The sequence below is a fragment of the Salinivibrio proteolyticus genome, from assembly GCF_027286365.1.
Classification (GTDB): Bacteria; Pseudomonadota; Gammaproteobacteria; order Enterobacterales; family Vibrionaceae; genus Salinivibrio; species Salinivibrio proteolyticus.
On the sequence record NZ_CP114584.1, the window covers coordinates 2,016,587 to 2,041,253 of the forward strand.

The following is a 24,667-nucleotide window of genomic DNA, read 5'->3' on the forward strand; positions in this document are numbered from 1 at the left end:
TTTTTCAAGCCTCGATATATCTGATCACTTTTGCTGGGTTACCAACCACAACTGCTTTTTCCGGTACATCTTTTGTAACAACTGATCCAGCACCAACCATGGCATTTTTGCCAACGGTTATACCTGGCAATATTGTTGCGTTAGCTCCAATTGACGCACCTTCTTGAATATAGATTTTAGGGAAGCTATTGGGATATTGCTTAGAACGGGGAAACTTGTCATTGGTAAACGCTACACATGGACCGATAAACACATCATCATCAATCGTAATACCATCCCAAAGATACACACCATTTTTTATCGTCACCCTATCGCCTAATACGACATCGTTTTCTACAAAGGTATGCGCACACAAATTACAATCTTTGCCAATTCTTGCTCCTGCAAGAACAACCGAAAATTGCCAGATAGTTGTTCCTTCTCCTATCGATGAAGAGGCAACATCACTGAGTGGATGTATTTTCATTATTCACCTCTTGAAAAAATCTGGGATAATCACGAATATAATCAGTTTCATCATAATGCTCGCTGGCTAACACCAACAGCACACAATCTTGGCTAAAATTGCTCATTTCATGCCATTGCATCACATCAATTAACAAGCCTTTGCTCGGCGAGTCTAAAGTAACTATTTCTTTATCTTGCCCATTATCCATTAAAATATCACAAGAGCCTTTAACACAAATTGCAACTTGTACGATTTCTTTGTGTGCATGGAACCCTCTCGGTACATTAGCTTGCATGTCTAACAAGTAATACACTCGCTTTATTTCAAAAGGGATGTTTTTTAACCCCTCCAGCGCTACCAGATTACCGCGTTCATCTCCTAAGCTAGGAAATTCGATCCATTTAATTAAACTCATGCATGACCTTCTAGAAGTGATGAAAGATACTGCCCATAGCCACTTTTAGCCATTAACTCAGCACGCGCAGCTACTTGCGCTGTAGATAGCCAATGTTGGCTGTGGGCTATCTCTTCTAAACACGCAATTTTATAACCTTGGCGTTTTTCAATGGTTTCCACAAATTGGGCGGCTTCTAATAAGCTTTCATGAGTACCAGTATCAAGCCACGCATAACCACGACCAAGTAGTTCAACATTGAGCTTTTTGCGTTTAAGGTACATTTCATTCAAGCAAGTTATCTCTAACTCACCACGTTCCGAAGGCTGCACTTCTTTCGCCAGCTTAATCACATCATTATCATAAAAATACAAGCCTGTGACAGCATAGTTACTCTTCGGGGAATTCGGCTTTTCTTCAATCGAAATTGCACATTGGGCTTCGTCAAATTCGACCACACCGAATCGCTCAGGGTCTTTCACTCGGTAACCAAACACAGTTGCCCCCTGCCCATTTTCTGCATTAGCAACTGCTTGTTGAAGCTTAGGGCTAAACCCTTGCCCCCAGAAAATATTATCACCCAATACCAAACAGACTGACGAGTCGCCAATAAATTCTTCACCGATGATAAATGCTTGCGCTAGGCCGTCAGGTGATTCCTGCACGGCGTATTCAAGCTGAATACCAAATTGACTACCATCACCAAGCAAGCGCTGAAAGCTATCTTGGTCTTCAGGGGTGGTGATAATCAAAATCTCACGAATACCCGCTAGCATTAACACGGACAGCGGATAGTAGATCATTGGTTTATCGTAAACGGGTAGCAGTTGTTTAGAGACACCCATCGTAATCGGGAATAAGCGTGTACCTGACCCGCCCGCTAGAATAATACCTTTCATTATTTACTCTCCGATAAAGCAACACCTAAGCGTTCACCTTGGTAACTACCATCCTGAACATTTTGACACCAGGTTTGATTGTCTAAATACCATTGAACCGTTTTTTTCAAGCCGGTTTCAAAAGTCTCGACCGGTGTCCAGCCAAGCGCTTGTTGCATTTTACTCGAGTCAATCGCATAACGGCGGTCATGCCCAGGACGGTCTTGCACGTAAGTGATTTGCTCGGCATAGGAAGTCGTTTTAGGCACTAATGTGTCTAAAATGGCACAAATCGCTTCGACTACCTCAACGTTTTTCTTTTCATTGTGACCACCTATGTTGTAGGTTTCACCAACTTCGCCTTCCGTGACGACTTTATATAGCGCTCGAGCATGGTCTTCGACATAGAGCCAATCACGAATTTGGTCGCCTTTACCATAGATAGGCAATGCTTTACCTGCTAAGGCATTCAGAATAACAAGCGGGATCAGCTTTTCAGGGAAGTGATAGGGACCATAGTTATTGGAACAATTGGTGACTATGGTTGGTAGTCCGTAAGTACGCATCCAAGCACGAACCAAATGATCACTTGAGGCTTTAGACGCTGAATAAGGGCTTGAAGGTGCATAAGGCGTGGTTTCTAAAAACATTGGCAGCGGTTTATTCGCTGACTCCTTGCCCTGTTCAACATCATCCGGATGTGGGAGATCACCATAGACTTCATCGGTGGAGATATGATGGAAACGAAACGCTTGTTTAGCACTGTCATCAAGCTGGTTCCAATACTCGCGAGTCGCTTCTAGTAGGGTATAGGTACCCACAATATTGGTTTCGACAAAGGCCGCGGGACCGTCGATTGAGCGGTCAACGTGCGATTCAGCCGCTAGATGCATCACCGCATCGGGTTGATGCTGAGCAAAGACGCGGTCTAATTTGGCACGGTCACAAATATCCACTTGCTCAAACGCGTAGCGATCGCTTTCAGAGACTGACGCTAACGATTCAAGGTTGCCAGCGTACGTCAGTTTATCGACATTAACCACATAGTCATTAGTATTTTGGATAATATAACGAACGACCGCAGAGCCAATAAAACCTGCTCCACCAGTGACTATAAATTTCATTGTTAGAATTCCCTTCGAGCAGGACGTAAGCCTTGACTTTACTAACGCTACCGCTTTGAGGTTTCGCTCCCCCCGCGCGCATTGCTTGGTTGTTAGCTGAGTAAGAAACACAGCGGTCAAATTGGCTTTCAGTCTAGCTGCTAATTTTTGTGAGCAAAAGGCCTAGTATCAAAAAGTCGACATTACGCAAGCTGTGCAGTAACTTGGGGATGAAATAGAGTAGTACGATAGACTAATGAGGCTTTTCCCCTTTTTATTTTAGCCCTTCAAAAGAGCACTCAGCACGCGCTGACTGTCTGGCTCACCGTGAATAAGGTGGATTTGCTCGGGGGGAGGCTGAATGCCGTGCACAAAGTTGACTAAGTCGGTTTGGTCAGCATGGGCTGAGTAGCCCGATAGGGTATGAATTTGGGCTTGAACGTTTATCGCTTCGTTGTCTATCCAAACTTGCTTTTTTCCTTGTTGAAGCTCACGCCCTAGGGTGTGTTGGGCTTGGTAGCCGGCAAGGATGAGGTCCGTGCGCGGGTCAGGGAGTAATGCATTCAGATAGTTCATGATCCGCCCGCCTTGGCACATGCCGGAAGCGGCCACCACAATGGCGGGTTCTCCGGTCTGTTTGAGGCGATTCACTAGCGCTTGGTGTTGGCTGTGTGCATCAATGGTAATGCATTGGTCAAACGCTAACGGATGGCGGTGTTGATTCAGTTTAGCGTTGGCTTCTTTGCTCCACAATTTTTTAAAGTGGCGATATTGGCGCGTGACGTGTTGGGCCATGGGGGAGTCGAGAATGATAGGGAGCGCATTATCGAGCTGCTTTTGATAAATCAGCTGTTCGATATCAAAGAGCAATTCTTGGGTACGGCCGACACTGAACGCGGGGATCAATATCGCGCCTCCATCTTGCAATGAATGCTGAATAATTGCCTCGAGCCGCTGTGAACGCGTCGCGACGGATTGATGTGTTTTGTCTCCATAAGTGGATTCGAGATAGAGAATGTCTGCGCGCGCAGGCGGTTTAGGATCGGGTAATAGTGGCGTATTGCATGGGCCTAAATCTCCTGAGAACACCACGCGCCGCTCATCAGGCAGTTTTAACTCCACATACGCTGAACCCAAAATGTGCCCGGCGGGTTGAAGGCGCAAATACGTCGCTGACTGCCCTTTTTGCTTTGGTTTTAGTCGGTGCCAAGTATTGTAAGGTAGGTGAACCATCAACTGGCTAATACGCTCTAGTATCCGCTGGCGATCGCCATGGCGCATGTTCAATTGCAGTTTTAATGTATCATCAATCAACAGTGGCACCAGTGCCGCCGTCGCTTCGGTGCAGTAAATGGGTCCAGAAAACCCCGCCGCCAGTAACCAAGGCAGCAAGCCACAGTGGTCAATATGCGCATGGGTAAGAATAAGCGCATCGATACCCTTGCCATTGAGGTGCACTCTCGCCTCTCGCGCTTCGTCACCCTGGTATTGGCCGCAATCAATCAACAAACGCAAACCACTCGGTTTAATATCTAGCTGATGGCATGATCCCGTCACCGTACGATAGCCACCATGGTGGATGACGGTGAGGATGTCGTTATCGATGGAAGTATTGGGCATAGGCTGTCCTTTTTGGAGCGTCTCTTCCCATATTCAATCTCTTATCATCTTATTCATCATTTGTTCTATCAATGGGCTTGGGTGGCCATTGTCGTCGGTAAGAAAGTAAGTGTGTCCCCAGCTTGGGTCGAATTGGTCGTTAAAGGCATCGCAGTCGGTTACCGTCACCTTGTGAGCAGGCAACACATCAAGGTTTTCTGGCCCTGTCATCCCTAGGCGCCGAGTGATGGTGCGATGACGCATATTGACCACTTTGGAGGCAGCCATGGCTAAATCATCTGCAGCATAATAAATGTGGACTTGTTTAGCCGCATCCAGCACAGATCTGCCCGGCTGCTGAGGTTCTAAGGCTTGATTATCAACATCCGCCGCCACCATAAAAATATGTCGGAACCATTGTGGCATGGTATCCAGCCCCGCGTGTTGATGCCAGTGGTGAAAGGTACTGATTAAGGTTCGGTTTCCCATAGAATGCGCCAGTATATTCATACGTCGCTTGCAAGGGCTTGCTTGTTGTTCTGGAGCGCGACGCCATTCATCAAACATCGCCAGTAAGCGACTAAAAGCCAGACCAGACGCCGTGGCCGCCAGTTGATCGTCCCAATAATCATCAATCATGCCGAGCCGACCATCGTCATCACAAGGCCAGATGATCGGTACGACTATAATGGCGTTGGGTGCAATTCTGTCAAATTGAACCTGAAGCGTGTGGGCCATCGGAAAAACATGGCGCTCCATGTGATTGTTATAGCCATGAAGTAAAAAGAGGATCTGGGTTTGGGTGGGTAAGGCTTTTAATCTCGCCATAAACGGCGCCGCTGTCAGCTCTTGATATTCACCCTGTCCCGCGCGCTGGCAAAAATACACCCATTTCGATATATCGGTGTTTTGATGATCAAAACTCAACCAACGGCTGGCCTCACTTTTCGGTCCCTGTTCAGGAATACGACTGGTGATAAATAACATAGCATCATCGACGGATTATGAATGTACAGTGAGGATACGTAAGGTCGATGGTTAATTTGTATGATATTTGGGGGATTTTGCGAAGCAGGATACGAAAGTAAGTAAGATGATAGCGTCTAGAATCCTAACTCGGATCCTAGACCCTCACTCATCGCTTAATCCTCGCCAAACAGATCGCGCGTATAGACTTTGCTTGCTACGTCTCGAATTTCGTCGACCATCCGGTTGGCAACAATCACATCCGCGCGCTGTTTAAAGCTGTCCAGATCAATGATCACTTCGGAGTTAAAAAAGCTTTGCTCTTCAAGTACAGGTTCATAAACGATAACTTCAATCCCTTTCGCTTTAATGCGCTTCATGATCCCTTGAATGGCTGAAGCGCGGAAGTTATCTGACCCTGCTTTCATCACTAAACGGTATACACCGACTACCGCCGGCTTTTTAGCAATAATGGCATTGGCAATAAAGTCTTTGCGAGTAGTGTTAGCATCGACAATCGCTTGGATAATGTTGTTAGGCACATCTTGATAGTTAGCCAGCAGTTGTCGGGTGTCTTTTGGCAGGCAGTAACCGCCGTAGCCAAACGAGGGGTTGTTGTAGTGATCGCCAATGCGTGGGTCGAGTCCGACGCCTTCAATGATTTGCTTTGCATCTAAACCATGAGACTCGGCATAGCTATCTAACTCGTTAAAGTATGCAACGCGCATCGCTAGATATGTATTGGAAAAAAGTTTGACCGCTTCCGCCTCGGTGGAGTGCGTGAATAGTACCGGGATATCTGTTTTGATGGCTCCTTGTCGAAGTAAGCTGGCAAAGGTGCGCGCACGCTCTGAGTCTTCACCGACAATGATGCGTGAAGGATAAAGATTGTCGTAGAGCGCCTTGCCTTCACGTAAGAACTCCGGCGAGAAAAGGATATTATCGCAACCAAATTTTGCTTTAATGCTTGCAGTGTAGCCGACTGGGACAGTCGACTTGATCACCATGACCGCATCCGGATTAACCGCCATCACATCCTGAATAACCGCCTCAACAGAGCTGGTGTTAAAGTAGTTGGTTTCGGGGTCGTAATCAGTGGGTGTTGCGATCACAACAAAATCAGCGTCTTGATAGGCCTGCTTTTTATCTAGCGTCGCGACAAAATCGAGCGGTTTTTCTTTCAGAAAATGCTCGATCTCCGCGTCTACAATCGGCGACTGCTTGTTATTCAACAGGTTGACCTTCTCTTCTAGGATATCAAGGGCAACCACTTGGTTGTGTTGCGCCAATAGCATAGCATTCGACAACCCGACGTAACCTGTTCCTGCAACGGCAATTTTTAGCATTGGTACTCCCTTCGATTAGCAAGTCAACAGTGTTGAGTGTACCTCGAATAAACAGTTTATTGTTACGTAAACATGTTTTTAGATACAAAACTCAAACGTATACCCTATAAAAAACGGGCCGCCATGGCCCGTTGGGTATCCTAATTATGCGTAAAGAGATTTACTGAGGACGATTACGGCTCTCTGCAATATCAAGGCGCGCCGAGGCAACTTGTGGAGACTGGCGCACTTTATCCAAGGTGGCGAGGATATCATGCTGGCCCGCAGCACTGAGCTGCCCTAACTTCGCACGCTCGTCAAAGTAGGTGACGTTGAGCTTGAGGCTTTCTGCCAAGTCATAAATGGATCCATGGCTCAGCAAAACGGTGATATTACCTGTCACTTTCCCTACGCTGCGAGTCACTTCGTTATAAACCGTACTCCCCGCTTGCAGCGGTTGGTTATTTAGGTTTACCCCTTTGTAACTTTGCAGTTCAGGTAAATCGGATAAGGTGGCATTCTCTCCGAGCTTCTCGGCAATGGCTTGCTCCGCGGTGGTCGCTTTAAGCTCGATAGGTTGCACAATCGAAGATTGCGCCGGTTGCTGAATGCTACCCATGTCACTTGCGTTTGCAGCACCACTTATTCCCATTGCAGTGATAACAATCATTACGGCTGTTTTCATGATGAACTCCTTTCTATCAATCTGGTTGCTGTCAATGGGATCAGTGGCCATAGACGCGAATTTGTGCTGCAGTCAATTGGCTGGGTACGCGATTATTGTATATCTCACCAAAATCGGCGCGATTTGTATCGACAATATCAACCGTCCATTGGCCATATACGGTTTCGCCTAAAAATGCATTGGCCAACATAGGTCCACTAATATGATACGCATATCCTGGATGGTCACTGTTACCTAACCCTTGATAGGCACCTAGAGACGTGCGCGACGTAGCGAGGATTGCTTCGGTACCCGACGGAGACGTCACTTTAATTGCGATATCTGAAGCGGCTGTGCTTCCAGTCAGGTCGCCGTTGCTAACGGCGGTTAAATCGGCATTTTCAATATTAAAGCCAAATTGCAGTCCTTCAATGGTCAGATTTTTATCGAGACGGCTTTCATCAAGCGTAAAGCGTAAGCTGGCCCCTTTTGCATCCGCATCAGGGATGCTGAGCGACACGGATGGGGACACATCAATCCACTCACTTTCTACTAATGGCGGTAATTTGATCGAGTTCTGGGTCGCCATCTCAATCGCTTTTCCGGCATTCACACGCCCGAAACCGTACTTATTATTAAACGAGAACCCTGCTGCGTTATCGACCCATCCCAAATGGACGGGGACGGTACGCTGACTGTCTTCTCCCCCTACCAACAGTGAGATAGGCTTATCGTTGACATCAATCTTGTCAGACGTTGCCGCGAGAATATAACGGATTTGTCGCCACGTAAGCTGCGGATTGGCCTGCACTAACAACGCAACCACACCAGTCACATTCGGCGCAGCAGAAGAGGTACCATTGAAGGTATTGGTGTAATTACATGATGGATTCACGTCACGATTAAGGTCGGTCCCCGGTGTATTAAAAGGCCAAACTCGGGCATGAAAATCCTCAACACCAAGCGATGCCAAAAAGGCCCCGTTCGATTGTTCAAATTCATCGACAGCCGCTTGACTGGCATAACCACGCTGACACGACATTAGATCAGTTGTCACCATGGCGGGCTCTGTCGTACCGTATTCACCGCCTGGCGCAGCAACCCAAAGACTGGAACCTGCCGTCGAGTAGCTCGATTTTTTACCTGCCGTGGTCGTCGCCCCCACCGTCACAGTGTAAAAGCTAGCATTAGCGGGATCCCAGTTGCTGTCATAGCAACTAAGAACACGTGATTGTCCAGATACAATACCGTTTTGAGCATCATCGCAAAGTTGATTGCCTTCAGCCCAGCTTTGCGTCGACTCAAAGGCATTCCCTGCCGATTTAATATTCAACGCCCCCAAGCCTTGGCGAAGGTATTGTGTAGGGTAACGGTACATGGTTTCATCCATCGTCTCTGTCGGAATAAACGCTGGCGCTGAAATACCATAACTGCGGTTGAACGCGGCGATGTTTTCGCTTTCACTAATCCCTGAACCTGTCATTCCATAGCTTGCCGCTTCGCTTGCGCTGGACTGTTCTTCAAGATAATTCATACCAATCAGATTGGCGTCGGGCGCGACCCCGCGTCCACCTAAGCCGTTCCAGCCTTTTGCCGCAATTAAACCGGCGACGGATGTGCCATGGTCGCCACCGGTACCGGTCGCTGTTGGGTCACTAGAGTCATCCACAAAGTTAATCGAACGATTCGGCAATACATTATCAACCAGATCCTCATGGGCAATCGCCATTCCCGAATCCACCACAACAGTCGTTACCTGTTGGCCGGTAATGTTTTGTTGATGTGCCGCCAACACATTCATGTCTTCACCCGAGACAAGAATGCTCGGGTCGTATTGATAACGGCGACGCGCTTCCTCTTCACTCATTCCTTGTGCCGTACGTAAATCTATCCAAGCTTGATACGTTTGCGCTTGCATGGCGTAACCGGTCTGACCGGTGTTATTGAGATGCCACTGTTCGGAAAATAACGGATCGGACTTCAAGTCGCCGCTAATAGTGACCGACCCACGTAATATTTGATCTGCCGTCGTCAGCTCATAAGAGATTGTTCGGTTTTGGGTGGCATTGATTGGCACATAGAGCACCGTTTTATTGGTGAGATCGGCATTCACGAGACCGTGTGAGAAGAGGTATTGGTCGCGAGTATTCTTCGTCACTTCGGTATTTTTCTCGAAGAATTTTATAGCCTCTACCGTGGTGTTTTGAGGGAGAATTTGCAGTGGCAATCCCACCCCCTGCTTCATTTCTGTTGCTTCAAATGTTTGAGGCTCCATGGTCGTAACCGGTTTGGTATCCTCGTCTTGCGTATTACAGCCTGAAATGGCTGATAACACGAGTACTGCGAGCAGTCCTCGCTTCATTCCATTGTTTTGCATTTAATTCCCTTATTATTCACTTCCATGTAAAAGGAAAAATTAAACTACGTAACGTCAAACAAAAACTCAACATAAAAATATCAATTTGAAATAATTTTCTGTTATTTGGTGTATCCTTAGTGATGTCAGGATGTTTTATTCCATGCTTTATTTAGGTTTATTATGAAATCTATTAATTTATTTTCACTCATTAAAACGATTACACTCACTCTATTAATGAGTTTTATGTTATTAGGATGCCAATCAATCGCACCCAAAGACCCAGAGTCTGCGAGTAATTCCGCTATTAATAACAACCAAGTCAGTGAAAGTGTGCCACCTAAAGTACAGCATAAACGCCTAAGGGAAACGCTTCTTGCCGTGAGCCATCAAACGTACGCAGAAACGCTCGATCAATGTCGGTATTTCCCAATGGGTTATTCACCATGTGAAGGTCCGGCTCGCTATATTGTTTACTCCATAAAAACGATGAGCTCAGCAGAACAAGCCAAGCTATTACAGCAGGTTGAGGAATATAATCAGCTGGATCAGTTTATTCAGGAGCTACGTCCTATTGCATCACACTGTCAGCCTAAGCCAGTACCGCGCTTTTCACTGATCAATAATCAGTGCCGAGACGCAAACCCATTACTCAAACCACTACCAATGAGTAACAGTAACCAAATGTGAAACCCGCATAAGACATCACCGCGACATGTAAGCGTTCCGGTAATATTGAATATTGGTATTTCGCGCACAAGCATTATGCGAGTGGTTGTAAGAAGAGAACGGTAGATAGCAAAAAACCGCCACGAGGGCGGTTCTTTTAATATGGCGGTGAGAGAGGGATTCGAACCCTCGATACGTTGCCGTATACACGCTTTCCAGGCGTGCTCCTTCAGCCACTCGGACACCTCACCATATTGTTTTAGCGCTAATAAGCTAAAGCCATCTGCGCTAACGGGGGTGTACTATAGTGAGTTGCCGCCTTGGGGTCAACCGGTTAAGCATCTTTATCGGTGCGAATGACTGCTTTCTCACCACATCCACCCTAATTCGCTTATTCGCAGGCGCATTTGGAATGGAAAGACGTGGGAATCCATGATGTAACAACGCAAGCGAGAACGAAAACTGTTAAACTCCGCCCATCAACGATAACAGCTGGCTGAGACTTGTAATGACTTTATCTGAATTTCTTGCCCAACATACCGATAGCGACAAGCTATTGAATGAGATGCAAACCCGTGGCGTCGTTACCGCCATGGCGGCTGCCCCCCATGTGATTAGCCCGAGTGAGTGGCTACCTGTACTTTGGGGCGGTGAAGAACAAGCGCCGTTTGAAAATCACGAGCAATTTGAAGACTACGCGAACCTGATTGTCGATATTTGGAATGAACAGCGCCAACAGCTGTTAGACAAACAATGGCACTGGCCAGAAGGTTGTGCCCTTGATGATGCAGAGATCGTCAACCAAGCAACACGTGATTTTGCCGAAGGCTTGCTCCAAGGCTGGAGTTTAACGCGTGATGATTGGGAAACCTTGATGCCGGAAAACACCGAAAGTAATGCCCTTCTCGGCGGTGTCGTGCTGTCAATCAGCTTGCTCTATGATCCAGAAACGGCGCTATCCACCATGGAAGCACAAGGCGCAGAAGAGTTAGCACAGTTTGAAGAAATATATAATGCGATGCCAATCATGTTATGTGGCCTTACACATCATGGAGCAGCATTGGCTGAAGCGCAAGAATAACGCCGCTACTTATGCGATGGCATTAAAACCATCAGTGTCGCTACCATAATAAAAAAGCGTTCCCAAGGCTGGCCCATAGGAACGCTTTTTCTATTCAAGCTTCACCGCTAGCAACATAACATGTAGCAGTGCGCTTCTTTTATTGCCCTTTCATTTCCGCGGCAAAGTTAAGCATCCGGTTAAGAGGGATTAACGCCTTTTCACGTAATGCTGCATCTACGTGGATTTCATGCTGTTTGCCACCGTTTTCTAGCGCGTTTTCTATCGCTTTCAAGCCGTTCATGGCCATCCAAGGGCAATGGGCACAGCTTCGACAGGTCGCGCCCGCGCCGGCTGTGGGTGCTTCAACGAGCTCTTTTTCCGGCACCATTTGCTGCATTTTGTAGAAAATGCCTTTGTCGGTGGCCACAATCAGTTTTTTGTTCGGCAAGGTTTGCGCCGCTTTAATCAGCTGACTGGTCGAGCCCACCGCATCGGCCATTTTCACCACACTCGCCGGTGATTCCGGGTGAACCAAAATCGCCGCGTCTGGATAAAGACGCTTCATTTTCTCAAGCGCTTGGGCCGAGAATTCATCATGCACCACACATTCACCCTGCCATAGCAGCATGTCAGCGCCGGTTTCTTTTTCAATATAAGCGCCGAGATGGCGATCGGGGCCCCAGATGATCGGCTTGTCTTGACTGTCTAAGTGCTCGACAATTTCTAACGCAATACTCGAGGTCACTACCCAATCGGCACGCGCCTTTACAGCGGCAGACGTATTGGCATAGACAACGACGGTGTGATCAGGGTGCGCATCACAAAACTTGGTGAACTCATCCGCCGGACAACCCAAGTCCAGTGAGCACTCCGCGTCCAGTGTAGGCATTAATACCGTTTTTTCGGGAGTCAGAATTTTGGCTGTTTCGCCCATAAAGCGAACGCCAGCCACAATCAGGGTTTTGGCTGGATGTTGATTGCCAAAACGGGCCATTTCTAATGAGTCCGCGACGCACCCGCCTGTTTCTTCGGCGAGCGCTTGGATCTCTGGGTCCGTGTAATAGTGAGCGACCAGCACAGCATCTTTTTCTTTTAGCAGTTGTTTAATGCGTGCAACATGTTGTTTTTTCTCAGCGTCACTCAATGCCACAGGTTTCGGCGGAAAGGGATAAACCCTTTGCGACGTTTCAATCACTTGGCTCATGGGATTACTCATGCTTACTTCCAGTCCGGGTAGTATAACGTGAGTGGGGCTGGAGTCCTAGGGCGGAGGTTCTAGGTCCTAGACAACGGAATACGGAAAAAGTATATCGTAGTCAGTTTTATACCATCACCGCTAATAGGACTTTTTATTTACTTGACTTGCTTGGCTTCTTCTTTGATCCGCTTGATAAGTTCAGACGATTGGACTTGATTTTTGAGTACAATATCAACAGTGTAGGGGAGTGTCGATTGTTCAAGCTGATCTTGAATGATGGCAACATCATTAAGTGTCAACGTATCGCCCTCAATCAGAATGTCGATATCGGAATTGTCTCTAAATGAACCGGTTGCGCGAGAGCCAAACACCCAAGCATATCTGACTTTAGGGTGACTGAATACAAAATCATGGATCAGCTGGTATTGGTGTGGCTTTAGCCCCATCCCCCTTGCAAGCGTGGCATTATTCTCCACTTTTTTTCTCCAAATAATGCATAACGTCGGCAATGATCGGTGCGTAATGTTTGACGATCAGCCTTTGTGCCTCGAGTGCGTTTTGTTCGTCGTAGGTATGTGATAGCAAGTTTCGTTTTATCAGCGCATCAAGCAAGGTTTCACATTGTTCAGAAGACAGGTGATTTGCCTCTAACGCTGTACGAATCACACTCCGTGGAGATGCCACATCGAACCCTTCATAGTTCAGTAAATCCTTGAGCGTCTTCCACGTTAGCTCAAATGAAAACTCGAACGTTTGCACCAAACCGGCTAATTCAAGCTCATTGTAGCTTTCTTGGCTACAAGCTTTAGCAAGCCGGTATTGCGCTTTAATCAAGTTTTGAAGTCTAAGCTGCCAGCGCTCTTGGTGCATACCCGTCATTTTAACCTCATTGTGTTTGTCTCGCTCATGTCCCCGCTTTTCGTATCCCTCGAGCACAGCACTCTGTATTCATTAAGGCCCTAGGCTCCTAGGACCTTATTGCCTACATCGCATTTTTCGCTTGTTTAGCGCTGGTAGAATCCGGATAAGTATCAATGACTTGTTGGAAATACTGATTGGCTTGCGCTGTGTTGCCTTGCTTCTGAGCAATTAAACCCAGTTTGAGTAAGGCATCGGCGCGTTTATTGGAATCTTTAAACTGGCTTACGGCAGTAAATTCCTTGCTCGCCTGTTCAAAGTCACGCTTGGAGAAGAACAGCTGGCCTAGCCAGTAATGGGCATTTGCGGTGTAGACAGACTCTGGGTATTTTTGCAAAAACGCATTAAACGCTTTGGTTGCCCCTTGGTAGTCTTTCTCTTTTAAGATTAGATTCACGGCCGCTTCATACGCCGCATTCTCGGTTTGATCGTTGGTGTAGTTCACTGACGGGTTTTCATCAGTGGATTTTGTTTCTTTCGGCGCTGAGGATTTCGCCGTGCGCAGATCATCGATTTCTCGATAGAGGTCCCGTTGACGCTCAACCACTTGTTGAATGTCGTAGCTATTTCGTTCAACGTTACCGCGTAAATTGCTCAATTCTTGCGCCATTTGATCAAGTTGACGCTGCATATCGAGCTGCATTTGATTACGCGCTTGAAGCATGCGCTCTAGGCGCTCAATGGCGGTGCCACCTGACCCTACTTCTGTCACCGGAGCAGGTGCGGCAGCCACCGGGGCTGCCACACTCACCAGTAACGCCAGCGCGAGAGTTCGCACAGAGTTACTGTTCATTGTCATACCTTTTATCCATCACCCAAAGGGAGGATTAGTAAACCAATACTGCGCGACGGTTTTTCGCGTACGCGTCTTCGCTTTGGCCAAGAACCAATGGTTTCTCTTCACCGTAGCTTACGATTGAAATCTGGCTTGCAGGAACGCCCAGTGCTTGCAGGTACTTAGATACCGCTTCTGCACGACGCTCGCCCAGCGCGATGTTGTACTCAGGGGTACCGCGCTCATCGGTGTGGCCTTCAACCACAACTTCCATCGCTGGGTTGTTACGCAGGTAAGTCGCGTGCGCATCCAGCATGTCTTCGTATTGTGGCAGAACTGACGAATCGTCAAAGTTGAAGTAAACGGTTTGCGACTGACGTAGCTCTTGGTTGCGGATTTCTTGCTCAGTCATTGAGCCTTGACCGTCAACCGGAGAAACGACGGTGGTGCCGTTTTGGTTAGTTGATTGACCCGCACCGCTGCCCGTTGCGCTGTCGCTTGAGCTACAAGCGGCCAAGGTAAACATCGGCAGTGCCACCGCCAGACCTTTTAGTACTTTATTGATTTGCATTCTATTTTCCTTTTCTAGAAAGTTAGCGCACGTTGTTTAAAATTAAAAACTTATAAGTAAGGTGACCAGGCTGGTGCACGCACGCGCCCGTTGGTTGCCGGAAGCCGCGCTTTAAAGCGACCGTCTACTGAGACAAGCGACAACACGTTTTTACGTCCATATACCGAGCTGTAAATCACCATGCTGCCATTTGGCGCAATACTTGGCGACTCATCCAACAAGGTTTTGGTCAGAATTTGCACCGCCCCGCTGTTTAAGTCTTGCTTGGCAATGTTATATCCCGACGCTGACTGATTCACCATAATCAAGAAGCGACCGTCTGGCGTGAGTTGCCCACCCATGTTTTGGTTGCCCTGCCAAGTGATACGTCTGCTGGTCCCGTCGGCTAAATTTACGCGATAAATCTGAGGTTTGCCACCCCGGTCAGAGGTGTAGATGAGCGAGTTACCATCTGGATCCCAAAATGGCTCGGTGCTGTTCGCGCGGCCATGTGTAATTTGAGTGAGCTTCTTCGTTTTCAAATCGAAGGTATACACCTGCAGGCTGCCGGTTTTCGAAAGCACCAGTGCCAATTGGCTACCATCTGGAGAAAAACGCGGTGACCCATTGTGGCGCGGATACGAAGAAATCTTTTCACGCTCACCGGTGTAGATATCCATGATAAAGATTTCCGCTTGGCCATTTTCAAAGCTCACGTAAGCCAGTTGGCGACCGTCTGGAGACCATGCTGGAGACATCAGCGGCTGCTTTGAACGCAACACCAAGCGCTCGTTAAATCCGTCGTAATCAGACAAACGCAGCTGATACGGATAATCGGCTTCCTCCTCAATCACCACGTATGCGATGCGTGTGAGGAAAGCGCCTTTTTCGCCAGTCAGCTTTTCATAGACAATATTTGAAATACGATGCGCATAACGGCGTAAATCGCTGGCTTTCACGGTTGCGCGGTTATTTACCAATAAATGATCGTCGGTTTTGACCAGCTGGCCGTCCGCGCCCAATCCTTTGCTTTCTCCGCCGGTGAGTTGACCACGGACGATATCAATCAACTGATAATCAATTTGATAGCGGCCGTCAGCGGTTGGCGTGATGGTGCCAGTGAGTACTGAATCCACACCCAACGCAGTCCAAGCGTTGTAGTCGACATCACTGTCGCGATAAGGGGTTTGCGGCATTTCACTCACCGATAATGGGTTGAACTTACCACTACGGCGTAAATCCGACCCAACCACGCCCGACACATCTTCCGGTAATTCACCCTGCCCTTTCCACTGAAAGGGGATCACGCCAATAGGACGGGCTGAGTTTACCCCTTCAGTGATCACCAACTTGAGTGCTGCGCGCGCAGGTTGCGTTGCTAAAAGCAGGCAGGCAAATAGCATGGCCATCAATGCCATACCACGCGTTAGGGCACGCTGCCATGCGGCCTGATTACGCCTCTTTGTCATCGTGTTTGTGCCACCAGCTAGGCTCACTTCCATCATGTCTTTTTCCTGTCAATTAGTTAGGTCTAACCGTTAACTCAATCTCACGCAGTTTGGCAATAATGTCACCATCATCTGGCATGGGAAATTGAGATACAGATACCACCGCGGTTTTAGTTGCGCGACATAAGCGTGTATTGCCCGCTTTCTCTTTTACATCCAAAAGCAGACCGGTTGGCGAAAGGCGCATATTTACCACACACTCTTGTCCCGTTAATCCGTCGTCAACAAGCAGGCGTTGCTGGATCATTTGGGTAAAAATGGCGCCATAACGCGCCACTTCATCTTGGATAAATTGTCCGCGTGCGCTTTGCCGCTGACTGGCCTCAGATTCAAGGCCAGAGAACAAATCGTTTAAGGCCGCCTCTTGCTCTTGCTGTCGGCGTTTTGCCTCTTCGGCTTTTCGCTCTGCCTCTTGGCGCGCTTGCTCGGCTTTGCGGGCTTCCTCTTCCGCTTTCTTACGCTCTGCGAGCTTGCGTTGGCGCTCCGCCTCTGCTTTTTTCGCTGCCTCTTCGGCCTTGCGTTGTTCCGCTAGTTTTTGCTGACGCGCTTTTTCTGCCTGCTCCGCGGCGAGTTCAGCCTGACGTTTTTCTTCCAGCTTACGCTGACGCTCGCGCTCTGCTTGTTGGGCTTTTTCACGCGCGATGCGCGCTTGCTCTTCTGCTTGGGCTTTTTGCTCGGCAAGACGTTTTTTCTCTTCACGTGCTTGGCGCTCAGCCTCAAGCTTTTGCCGTTTTACCTCGCGTAAGCGCTGCTCTTCTTGTTCACGTTGCTGCTCAAGACGCTGCGCTTGCTGCTCTAATCGCTTAAGTCGCTCCGCTTCTTCTTGCTTGGCTTGGGCACGCTGTTGACGGATCTTCTGTGCTTGAGCATTCACCACCGCAGGATCAATCACAGTCGCATCAATCGTACTCCCCGCTTTCGGGGTTGGCGTGGCTGTTTTTCCAAAGTCCGCGCCAACGAGAAGAACAATTACGAGCACAAGGTGGAGCGCGGCAGATATCGCCAGCGCAGGCGCTAACGAGTCTTTTTTATGGGTGACTTTCTTTGTTTCGCTCATCGCTTTTCCCTATGACTCATAAGGTTCAGTCATTAGGCCTACCGATGACACACCAGCCTGATTGAGCGCATCGAGCGTTAAGATGATTTCCGAGTAAGGCACGCGGCCATCACCTCCCACTAAGACCGGAGAATTAGGATTAAGCTGCAACTCGGCTTTTACGCGCACCAAGGTATCTTGCAAACTTAATCCGCGGACCATGTCGCCATTATTCACACTCAAGCCGAGTTGGCCGTCCTTATCTACTTCAACAATGATAAACGCGCCACTGTCTTCTTCTTTAGCCAGCTCTGCGGCGGTTTTCGCTTCCGCCGTCTTGGGTAGCTCAACATCCACCCCTTGCGTTACAAAGGGAGCGGTCACCATGAAGATAATCAACAGCACCAGCATCACATCAATGTATGGCACCACATTGATTTCTGCCGTCATTTTGCGTCGTTTCGGTTGGTACGCCATGGATTACTCCTGGGTTGCCGCAAACGCTTGACGGTGCAAGATACTTGAAAACTCTTCCATAAAGTTTATGTAATTGTGTTCAAGCTTGGAGACTTTCGCAGTCAGTCGGTTATAGGCCATCACCGCAGGGATCGCGGCAAACAGACCCATGGCGGTTGCTACCAAGGCTTCAGCAATACCTGGGGCAACCATCGCAAGGGTGGCTTGTTTAACTGCGCCCAACGCAATAAATGCGTGCATTATGCCCCACACAGTCCCGAAAAGACCGATGTAAGGGCTGATCGAGCCCACTGTAGCAAGGAAAGGCAAGTGCGTTTCGAGCTCCTCGACTTCTTTAGAAAGCGATACACGCATGGCACGTGCAGTCCCTTCCATGACCGCCTCCGGCACTTTGCCATTACTGCGGTGCAAACGGGCAAATTCTTTAAAGCCTGAATAGAAGATTTTCTCACTCCCCGTCAGGGCGTCTTTTCGTGCTTGCACTTCTTGGAAAAGCTGAGAAAGGTCAATCCCCGACCAAAATCGGTCTTCAAAGCGTTCTGCTTTGCCAAAAGCCTGCTGCATGACTTTAGAGCGTTTGATAATCATCGCCCACGACACCACTGACATACCCAGCAATATCAACATCACTCCCTTAACAAGCAGGCTTGCTTGCAAAAACAGGTCGAGAATGGAAAGTTCAGCGGTCACGTAATATCTCCGATTTTATCTGTGTTGGAATCGATTTGGGTTTCATCACTGTTGGGTCGACACAGGCTATCTTAACCGTCGCCGCACACAATGTTTGTTGCTCAGAATTCACCAAAGTTTGACAAAACGTCAAGGTCGCTCGCCCGATGCCTGACACTGTAGTGACAACCTCGAGGGCATCGTCTAATCGCGCCCCACGTTGAAAGTCGATATCCATGTGGCGAACAACAAAAGCGATATTGTCGTCAAAGAGTGTGTGTTGATTGACACCCACTTCGCGCAGCAGTTCAGTGCGCGCGCGCTCAAAATACTTGAGGTAGTTGGCGTGATAAACGACCCCACCCGCGTCGGTGTCTTCGTAATAAATGCGAATCGGCCAGCGAAACGGCACAGATCCTGTCATTTCTTTACCCATTGTCGCTTAGAGATAGGCAAATACTATACCTAAGTTGTTTACGCATAGAAATGCTCGCACGATACGAGTCTCGGATTCTGAACAATTCTTACCAAGAGAAGTGATATGCCCCAAACTTTCGCGCTTTTTCGGCACTTAAATGCAGAAAAAAGCACCACTTGGGTGCTTTTGTCATTTGGATGTCACTTTACGCACCTTGACGCCGATGCCACGTTTGCTTAAGCGTATGTAGAACGCTATTTAACGCATCAGCCATACCCAAAGCAGCATCATGCTCGCCAGCCACCCTAAAGGCGGCCACGTTAGCCACTGGCTCCAGCGCCCTTGGGCGCTAAAGCCCACCGCATGAATAACGCCAATGCAGGTTGCATATAGCAATCCCAACCCGATGAGTACATTAAAGCCCCCCATCTGCGTGGCAAGCGCTTGAGGGTGCCACATCACTTGACCGCCCCAGAACAAGGCTGAGGCAAGTGACAGCAGGCGCCAAGGGCCGGGGAAATCCCGCCCCTTCGGTGCGTGAGTGTGATCACTCATTGTCTTTATCCATCGCCTCGGTATGTTCAAGCCAAAGGGCATTGATAATACCGAACGCGCAAGCCAGCAGGACGCCGAGAATCCAAGTGAAATACCACATATGCAGGCTCCTTAATCAGTACAGTGAGTGTTTGTTATCTTCAATAAACTTGGCATCTAAGCGACCAAACATTTTGATGTAACACCACAGGGTGTAACACAAAATCAAGGGAACAAAGATACACGCCACCACCGTCATAATAGACAGGGTCAGTTCGCTTGAGGTGGCATCCCACAAGGTCAAGCTATGGCCTGGGAAGGTGCTTGATGGCATCACGAAGGGGAACATTGCAATGCCTGCCGTCAGGATCACACCGGCAATGGTCAGGCTTGAAAACAGGAACGCCCAACCACCGCGCTCAACGCGCGATGCGATCAGTGCCAACAGCGGCATCAGCGCACCGGCTAACGGCGCAAGCCACAAGATTGGCATAGCTTGATAGTTTTGCATCCACGCACCACTTTGTACCGCAACCTCTTTAACCAGTGGGTTGGATTGGGCTTGTTTGGCAATCTCGCCCACAATCACGTAGCCATCGATGTGTTGGATCCAAAAACCAGCAAGTACAAACAAAACCGTGGTTGCCAATGCACTGATTTGCGCGACAGCACGTGCGCGTTCATGCAGTGCTTCTGTGGTTTTCATTTGCAGCCATGTCGCACCTTGCAACACAATCATGCCTAAGCTCACTAGGCCACACACCAAGGCAAATGGGTTAAGCAGCGCAAAGAAGCTGCCCGTGTACGTTGGGATCAACAGATCGCTGAGCTGGAAAGGCACGCCTTGCAGCAAGTTACCAAATGCCACCCCGAAGATAATCGGTGGCACGAATCCACCCGCAAAGAGGCCCCAATCCCACAGCGTTCGCCAGCGGGTATCTTCAATCTTAGAACGATAGTCAAACCCAACTGGACGGAAGAACAATGCCGCCAAAGTGATGATCATCGCGACATAAAAGCCCGAAAACGAAGTTGCATAGACCAAAGGCCAAGCGGCAAACAGCGCGCCCCCTGCGGTAATCAACCACACTTGGTTTCCGTCCCAGTGCGGCGCCACCGAGTTGATCATCACACGACGTTCACTGTCGGTTTTACCGATCACCGTAAGCAGCGCGCCGACGCCCATATCAAAGCCGTCCGTTACGGCGAAACCAATCAGTAGCACCCCGATGAGGACCCACCAGATCAGCCGTAAAATTTCATAATCAAACATGCTGTCTCTCCTTATGCTTCAATCTGACGGCTAAAGTCCGCTTCTCGGTTGCCTTGCTGCTCAAAGTGATAGCGTCCTGTTTTTAGGCTACTTGGCCCTAGACGCGCAAATTTGAACATCAGATAAAGCTCTGCCACCAAGAACAAGCTGTATAAGGTACAGATAGCGATCATCGAGAAAATGATATCGCCTGCAGCCAGGTTTGAAGCTGCCATGTGCACAGGTAAGATCTCACCCACCGCCCAAGGCTGACGGCCGTATTCGGCAACAAACCAGCCAGCTTCGCAAGCAATCCAAGGAAGCGGGATACCGATCATCGCCAGTTTTAGCAGCCATGGCTTCTCACCAATACGCTGACGGGTGGTTTGCCAGAAACTCATGCCGAAGATAAACAACATCGCAAACCCACAGGCCACCATGATGCGGAAGCTCCAGAACAAAGGCGCAACGTGTGGAATTGAGTCTTGCGCGGCTTGCTGGATCTGGGTTTCTGTCGCATCTACAACTTTATCGGTATAGGGTTTTAGCAGTAGCCCATAGCCAAGATCGCCTTTCACTTCATTGAAGGCTGCGATGTTCTCTGGTGTTTTCTCACCGCCACGTAATTTTTCAAGCAATGCATAAGCTTCCATACCATTACGAATACGCAGCTCGTGTTCAGTCACCAAATCACGCAGACCTGTCACTTCTTTATCCAGCGAGCGAGTGGCGATAATGCCCATCACATACGGAATTTTAATCGCATAGTCAGTATGCATGGTTTCTTGATTCGGCAAACCGAGTACCGTGAACGCCGCCGGCGCTTCTTCGGTATGCCACTCCGCTTCAATGGCGGCCAGCTTCACTTTTTGTACATCGCCAAGCTCATAGCCAGATTCATCACCCAACACAATCACTGACAAGATAGCCGCCATACCAAACGACGCGGCAATCGCAAACGAGCGGCGAGCAAACGACAAGTCACGCCCTTTTAGCAGATAGTAAGCGCTGATGCCCAATACGAACATCGCGCCGGTGGTGTAACCAGCCGCGACGGTGTGGACAAACTTCACTTGGGCGACGGGGTTAAAGACCACCTCGGCAAAGCTAACCATTTCCATTCGCATGGTTTCAAAATTGAACTCAGCGCCGACTGGGTTTTGCATCCAACCGTTAGCCACCAAGATCCAAAGCGCAGAAAAGTTTGAGCCTAAGGCCACCAGCCAAGTCACCATCAGGTGCTGGCGCTTACTGAGCCGGTCCCAACCAAAGAAGAATAGGCCCACAAAAGTGGATTCAAGGAAGAAGGCCATCAGTCCTTCAATGGCAAGTGGGGCCCCAAAAATATCTCCTACATAGTGGGAGTAGTACGCCCAGTTGGTACCAAATTGAAACTCCATAGTGAGGCCTGTTGCCACACCGAGCGCAAAGTTAATACCAAACAATTTGCCCCAAAACTTGGTCATGTCTTTGTAGATTTGCTTGTCGGTCATCACGTACAGGGATTCCATGATGGCCAGCAAAAATGCCATGCCGAGTGTTAAGGGAACAAACAGGAAGTGATACATCGCGGTCAGCGCAAACTGCAGCCGCGATAAATCGACGATATCGGTAATCATGGTCACTCCTTCACACCGTTTCTCGGTGCCGATACGAGGTATCGTTCGTTTTTCTTTCTCACCCTGCGCGCAGTTGTCACCACTGCTGACGCGGGGAAAGCCACACACACTTTCTCAATAACCGCTCGCTTGTTACACGCTTGAAACGCTAACGTTGCTTTATAGTTAAAACAAATCTAATTAAGCCATTTCTAATGTTAGACGCACAATGTGTTGTCGTTAACTTTGTCGTTATCGGTTTGTCGAGCAAGCTGCAAAACCAGCATGCTAATGACGATAATTTATAAAAATGTGATTAACCACAAAGAAAAGCGATGATGATGGCGCAGCTATTGAAGCTAGCTCTCACTCACGCGATGCGACTGACACGGGCAGTTGTCGCCACAATACGGGGTCACGTGCTACATAACCTTAATCTAGATCAAAAAACCCCATTGGTTGGCGGCCAATAGGGCGATTTATCAATTATTTTGCTTGACCTGTTTTAGGGCTGCGGTAGATCAAAGCCAAAGTGCAGGTAAGCGCGTTGGGTGGCGATGCGTCCTCGCGGCGTGCGCTGCAAATAGCCTTGTTGGATCAAATACGGCTCAATCACATCTTCAATGGTGTCTTTTTCTTCGCCAATCGCGGCCGCTAAGTTATCTAACCCAACCGGTCCACCATCAAACTTTTCAATGATGGCATTGAGTAGCTTACGGTCCATGTAATCGAACCCTTGGCTATCCACATCCAGCATATCCAGTGCTCGTTGCGCAATATCCGCGCAAATGTGGCCGCTGCCTTTCACTTCGGCATAGTCTCTTACACGGCGCAACAGTCGGTTCGCAATACGTGGTGTCCCGCGAGAGCGGCGTGCTACTTCTACTGCGCCTTCGTCTTCCATCGACAGCGCGAGGCAGTGAGCACTGCGTTTTACGATCCCCGTTAAGTCATGCACATTATAATATTCAAGCCGTTGGGTGATCCCGAAACGATCGCGCAGTGGCGAAGTCAAGGAGCCTGCCCGTGTTGTCGCACCAACCAAGGTAAACGGTGGTAAATCAATCTTGATGGAGCGTGCCGCTGGTCCTTCACCAATCATAATGTCTAATTGATAGTCTTCCATTGCCGGATAAAGCACTTCTTCAACCACTGGGCTTAGACGGTGAATTTCATCAATGAATAAGACATCATGCGGTTCAAGGTTGGTCAAAAGCGCCGCTAAGTCGCCGGCTTTTTCTAATACGGGGCCTGAGGTGGTACGAATATTAACGTCCATTTCATTGGCGACAATGTTTGCCAAAGTGGTTTTCCCCAGCCCCGGCGGGCCGAAAATCAACAGGTGATCCAACGCCTCTTGTCGCTTACGTGCAGCATGGATGAAGATTTCCATTTGATCACGGACATGATCTTGCCCTTGGTAATCGTCCAATAATTTGGGACGAATCGCGCGGTCAATCACGTCTTCTTCCCGATCATGATTGGCTTGCGCGGAGATTAAACGATCAGCTTCTATCATGGATTACACCATTGAACGCAGTGCGTGTCGGATGACGTCTTCACTGCTCATTTCGTCGGTTGCGATTTGTTTCACCACTTTCTCGGCCTGCGCGGCTTTATAGCCCAACGCCACCAGCGCGCTCACTGCTTCGTCAGCAGCAGATGAGACAGTGGTCGGCGCCTGACGCGTCGGTGCGCCGCTTCCATCGGCGGCATCGGTATAAGGCGTAAAGAGATCAAACGCTTCCCAGTTTTTCAACCGATCGCGCATTTCGATCACCAGACGCTCTGCCGTTTTCTTACCCACGCCAGGAATTTTGACCAAGGTAGACACATCGTTGTGCTCAACACTATCGACAAACTGGTGAGCCGTCATGCCGGACAAAATCGCCAAGCCCAGCTTGGGTCCGACGCCATTGGCCTTAATCACTTCTCGAAACAAGGCACGCTCACGTTTACCACTAAAGCCAAACAAAAGCTGCGCATCCTCGCGCACCACGAAATGAGTATAAATAGTGGCCACCTCACCGACTTCGGGCAATTGATACAAACAGTTCATCGGCATACTCACTTCATAGCCAACGCCATTCACATCAATCAAAATCTCAGGGGGCTGCTTTTCTAGCAGGGTTCCGTGTAATCGGCCTATCACAATGTGCTCTCAGTTTTTTACTTTGTCGACAAGGATAAATAATAACTGGATCTATATCCAGTCGGATTGAGGGGGATACGGATTACGGAAAAGCGTATCGTACCTGTAGAAAAAGTT

General features: G+C 48.7%; 27 protein-coding genes and 1 tRNA gene. 2 read left to right on the forward strand and 26 right to left on the reverse strand.

All coding sequences use genetic code 11. The annotated features are described in order from the left end of the window. Positions 1-4: 4 nt before the first annotated feature. The 9 genes from N7E60_RS09605 to N7E60_RS09645 all read right to left on the reverse strand — a co-directional run bounded on the left by N7E60_RS09605 (position 5) and on the right by N7E60_RS09645 (position 9,754). Positions 5-466 carry an acyltransferase gene (locus N7E60_RS09605; RefSeq protein WP_269597342.1) on the reverse strand — a complete coding sequence of 154 codons (462 nt, stop codon included), beginning with the start codon at positions 464-466 and terminating at the stop codon, positions 5-7. Then, entirely contained in the window at positions 444-863 is a 420-nt protein-coding gene (locus N7E60_RS09610) for a sugar 3,4-ketoisomerase (protein WP_269597343.1), read from the reverse strand. Before N7E60_RS09610 ends, N7E60_RS09605 begins: the two co-directional genes overlap by 23 nt. Continuing rightward, the gene (gene rfbA, locus N7E60_RS09615; protein WP_269597344.1) at positions 860-1,741 is read right to left on the reverse strand and encodes a glucose-1-phosphate thymidylyltransferase RfbA; all 882 of its coding nucleotides are present in this window, start codon (positions 1,739-1,741) and stop codon (positions 860-862) included. The genes N7E60_RS09610 and rfbA overlap by 4 nt, the downstream gene beginning before the upstream one ends. Continuing rightward, positions 1,741-2,844 carry a dTDP-glucose 4,6-dehydratase gene (gene rfbB, locus N7E60_RS09620; protein ID WP_269597345.1) on the reverse strand — a complete coding sequence of 368 codons (1,104 nt, stop codon included), beginning with the start codon at positions 2,842-2,844 and terminating at the stop codon, positions 1,741-1,743. The genes rfbA and rfbB overlap by 1 nt, the downstream gene beginning before the upstream one ends. 258 nt (positions 2,845-3,102) lie before the next feature. After that, entirely contained in the window at positions 3,103-4,443 is a 1,341-nt protein-coding gene (locus N7E60_RS09625; protein WP_269597346.1) for an MBL fold metallo-hydrolase RNA specificity domain-containing protein, read from the reverse strand. Positions 4,444-4,476: 33 nt separating this feature from the next. Further along, entirely contained in the window at positions 4,477-5,409 is a 933-nt protein-coding gene (locus N7E60_RS09630) for an alpha/beta hydrolase (protein WP_269597347.1), read from the reverse strand. A gap of 155 nt (positions 5,410-5,564) precedes the next feature. Further along, positions 5,565-6,734: a nucleotide sugar dehydrogenase gene (locus tag N7E60_RS09635; protein WP_269597348.1), complete on the reverse strand. Its 1,170-nt coding sequence runs from the start codon at positions 6,732-6,734 to the stop codon at positions 5,565-5,567. Between the two features lie 160 nt (positions 6,735-6,894). After that, positions 6,895-7,398 (reverse strand): hypothetical protein, encoded by a 504-nt coding sequence (locus tag N7E60_RS09640; protein ID WP_269597349.1) that lies wholly within the window; start codon positions 7,396-7,398, stop codon positions 6,895-6,897. Positions 7,399-7,438: 40 nt separating this feature from the next. After that, positions 7,439-9,754 (reverse strand): S8 family serine peptidase, encoded by a 2,316-nt coding sequence (locus N7E60_RS09645; protein WP_269597350.1) that lies wholly within the window; start codon positions 9,752-9,754, stop codon positions 7,439-7,441. A gap of 225 nt (positions 9,755-9,979) precedes the next feature. On the opposite strand from N7E60_RS09645, the gene N7E60_RS09650 reads away from it, so the two are divergent. Continuing rightward, positions 9,980-10,423, forward strand: coding sequence for a hypothetical protein (locus N7E60_RS09650; protein ID WP_096629299.1), 444 nt, complete (start codon positions 9,980-9,982; stop codon positions 10,421-10,423). Positions 10,424-10,565: 142 nt separating this feature from the next. Here the strand turns inward: N7E60_RS09650 and N7E60_RS09655 are convergent. After that, positions 10,566-10,653 (reverse strand) — tRNA-Ser (locus N7E60_RS09655). Between the two features lie 257 nt (positions 10,654-10,910). Here N7E60_RS09655 and N7E60_RS09660 point away from each other — a divergent pair. Continuing rightward, positions 10,911-11,483 (forward strand): UPF0149 family protein, encoded by a 573-nt coding sequence (locus N7E60_RS09660; protein WP_269597351.1) that lies wholly within the window; start codon positions 10,911-10,913, stop codon positions 11,481-11,483. A 139-nt stretch (positions 11,484-11,622) separates the two neighbouring features. On the opposite strand, the gene nadA is transcribed toward N7E60_RS09660, so the two are convergent. The 16 genes from nadA to ruvA form a co-directional block, all read right to left on the reverse strand. Continuing rightward, positions 11,623-12,669, reverse strand: a complete 1,047-nt coding sequence (gene nadA / locus N7E60_RS09665; RefSeq protein ID WP_269598574.1) for a quinolinate synthase NadA — start codon at positions 12,667-12,669, stop codon at positions 11,623-11,625. 149 nt (positions 12,670-12,818) lie between these two features. Further along, a complete protein-coding gene (locus N7E60_RS09670) occupies positions 12,819-13,139 on the reverse strand; it encodes a nucleotidyltransferase family protein (RefSeq protein ID WP_269597352.1) in 321 nt (106 codons plus the stop codon). Continuing rightward, entirely contained in the window at positions 13,129-13,533 is a 405-nt protein-coding gene (locus tag N7E60_RS09675; protein WP_408642349.1) for an HI0074 family nucleotidyltransferase substrate-binding subunit, read from the reverse strand. The genes N7E60_RS09670 and N7E60_RS09675 overlap by 11 nt, the downstream gene beginning before the upstream one ends. 112 nt (positions 13,534-13,645) lie before the next feature. Next, complete coding sequence (gene ybgF / locus N7E60_RS09680; RefSeq protein WP_269597354.1) at positions 13,646-14,374, reverse strand: tol-pal system protein YbgF; 729 nt, start codon at positions 14,372-14,374, stop codon at positions 13,646-13,648. 34 nt (positions 14,375-14,408) lie between these two features. Beyond that, positions 14,409-14,927 carry a peptidoglycan-associated lipoprotein Pal gene (gene pal / locus N7E60_RS09685; protein ID WP_069591079.1) on the reverse strand — a complete coding sequence of 173 codons (519 nt, stop codon included), beginning with the start codon at positions 14,925-14,927 and terminating at the stop codon, positions 14,409-14,411. Positions 14,928-14,977: 50 nt separating this feature from the next. Further along, on the reverse strand, positions 14,978-16,324 hold the full coding sequence (tolB, locus tag N7E60_RS09690) for a Tol-Pal system beta propeller repeat protein TolB (protein WP_096631465.1): 1,347 nt from the start codon (positions 16,322-16,324) through the stop codon (positions 14,978-14,980). A 103-nt stretch (positions 16,325-16,427) separates the two neighbouring features. Further along, on the reverse strand, positions 16,428-17,471 hold the full coding sequence (tolA, locus tag N7E60_RS09695) for a cell envelope integrity protein TolA (protein WP_167314650.1): 1,044 nt from the start codon (positions 17,469-17,471) through the stop codon (positions 16,428-16,430). 9 nt (positions 17,472-17,480) lie between these two features. Beyond that, positions 17,481-17,927: a protein TolR gene (gene tolR, locus N7E60_RS09700; protein ID WP_069591075.1), complete on the reverse strand. Its 447-nt coding sequence runs from the start codon at positions 17,925-17,927 to the stop codon at positions 17,481-17,483. Positions 17,928-17,930: 3 nt separating this feature from the next. Then, positions 17,931-18,617, reverse strand: coding sequence for a protein TolQ (gene tolQ / locus N7E60_RS09705; RefSeq protein WP_096629330.1), 687 nt, complete (start codon positions 18,615-18,617; stop codon positions 17,931-17,933). Next, on the reverse strand, positions 18,607-19,020 hold the full coding sequence (gene ybgC / locus N7E60_RS09710; protein ID WP_077480368.1) for a tol-pal system-associated acyl-CoA thioesterase: 414 nt from the start codon (positions 19,018-19,020) through the stop codon (positions 18,607-18,609). The genes tolQ and ybgC overlap by 11 nt, the downstream gene beginning before the upstream one ends. Before the next feature lie 252 nt (positions 19,021-19,272). Then, a complete protein-coding gene (locus N7E60_RS09715; RefSeq protein ID WP_096629333.1) occupies positions 19,273-19,569 on the reverse strand; it encodes a cyd operon YbgE family protein in 297 nt (98 codons plus the stop codon). After that, a complete protein-coding gene (cydX, locus tag N7E60_RS09720; RefSeq protein ID WP_069591070.1) occupies positions 19,562-19,669 on the reverse strand; it encodes a cytochrome bd-I oxidase subunit CydX in 108 nt (35 codons plus the stop codon). The genes N7E60_RS09715 and cydX overlap by 8 nt, the downstream gene beginning before the upstream one ends. Before the next feature lie 15 nt (positions 19,670-19,684). Next, entirely contained in the window at positions 19,685-20,821 is a 1,137-nt protein-coding gene (cydB, locus tag N7E60_RS09725) for a cytochrome d ubiquinol oxidase subunit II (protein ID WP_096629336.1), read from the reverse strand. A gap of 11 nt (positions 20,822-20,832) precedes the next feature. Further along, entirely contained in the window at positions 20,833-22,416 is a 1,584-nt protein-coding gene (cydA, locus tag N7E60_RS09730; protein WP_269598575.1) for a cytochrome ubiquinol oxidase subunit I, read from the reverse strand. Between the two features lie 487 nt (positions 22,417-22,903). Continuing rightward, positions 22,904-23,917: a Holliday junction branch migration DNA helicase RuvB gene (gene ruvB / locus N7E60_RS09735; RefSeq protein ID WP_069591064.1), complete on the reverse strand. Its 1,014-nt coding sequence runs from the start codon at positions 23,915-23,917 to the stop codon at positions 22,904-22,906. Between the two features lie 3 nt (positions 23,918-23,920). Next, positions 23,921-24,550: a Holliday junction branch migration protein RuvA gene (gene ruvA, locus N7E60_RS09740; RefSeq protein ID WP_069591062.1), complete on the reverse strand. Its 630-nt coding sequence runs from the start codon at positions 24,548-24,550 to the stop codon at positions 23,921-23,923. Between the last annotated feature and the right edge of the window lie 117 nt (positions 24,551-24,667).